Annotated in this window: 1 protein-coding gene; it reads left to right on the top strand. The window is 72.0% G+C overall.

Annotation, left to right across the window (positions count from 1 at the left end; genetic code table 11):
* Positions 1-46: 46 nt before the first annotated feature.
* Positions 47-1,276, top strand: a complete 1,230-nt coding sequence (locus ACXR8F_RS21505; RefSeq protein WP_458803626.1) for an IS30 family transposase — start codon at positions 47-49, stop codon at positions 1,274-1,276.
* The last annotated feature ends 8 nt before the right edge of the window (positions 1,277-1,284 follow it).

Below are 1,284 nucleotides of genomic sequence, written 5' to 3'. Positions count from 1 at the left end.
CTTGGCTTCAGATCGTCTGCGCAACACGAATTGCGTGGAGGCAGGCATGGGCGGAATCCCGGGGACGTACTCGTTGGCTCAGCGGGAGCAGGCGTTGGCGCTGCTGGGGGCGGGGCTGGCGGCGTTGGAGGTAGCGCGGCGGACCGGGGTCGACCGGCGGGCGGTGGGACGGTGGGCCAAGGTGGCCGGCATGACGTTTCGGATGGGACCGGTCGGGGGCTTGGCGCGACCGGTGGTGTTGGTGGACGAGGGTGACTGGACCGATGAGCGGGGCCGGTTGACCGAGGCCGGCCGGGGCGTGATCGCGGTGCGGTTGCGGGAGGGTCGCCGCCCGGCCCGGATCGCGGCCGAGCTCGGGGTGCACCGCTCGAGCGTGTCCCGGGAACTGGCGCGCCACCGCGTGGGCGGGGTGTACTCGGCCCGGGTCGCGCAACGAGGGACCCGGGCCGGCCGGGCCCGGCCGCAGCCGCGGAAGCTGGACCGGCCCGAGCACGCCGCGCTGCGGGCTGCGGTGCTCGAAGGGCTGCGCCAGCACTGGTCCCCGCAGCAGATCCAGGGCGAGCTGGCGTTGCGCTACCCGCAGGATGAGTCCATGCAGATCTCTCACGAGACGATCTACCAGGCGCTGTACGTCCAGGGTCGCGGCAGCCTGCGCGCGGAGCTGGCTCGGGAGAAGGTGCTGCGCAGCGGGCGCACCTCGCGCGTGCCGGCCTCGAAGCTGGCCGCCCGCTCCCGCGGGAAGTCATGGGTCGGGGACGCCACCATCACGGCCCGCCCGGCCGAGGTCAGCGACCGCGCCGTGCCCGGACACTGGGAAGGTGACCTGATCTTGGGCGCCGGGAACCGGACCGCGGCGATCACGCTGGTCGAGCGGGCCACCCGGTACACGATGATCGCCCGGCTCCCGGCCCGGCACGACGCGACCACCGTCACCGACCGACTTATCGAGATGGTCACCGCGCTGCCCGCGCACCTGGTCAAGACCCTGACCTGGGACCAGGGCGCCGAGCTGGCCGAGCACGCCCGGTTCACCGCCGCGGCTGACTGCAAGGTCTACTTCTGCGACCCGCATTCACCCTGGCAGCGCGGCACGAACGAGAACACCAACGGCCTGATCCGCGAGTTCTTCCCCAAAGGCACCGACTTCACCACCGTGCCCGACGCGGAGATCACCCGCGTCGAGCAGCTGCTCAACACCCGCCCCCGAGCCACCCTCGGATTCCACACCCCGGCCGTTAGGCTCAACGAACTACTCAACGTTGCGCAGACGGGTTGAGACCGCCC

It is taken from the genome of Terrabacter sp. AAH1 (genome assembly GCF_054456855.1).
This window is presented reverse-complemented; position numbering and strand designations above follow the sequence as displayed.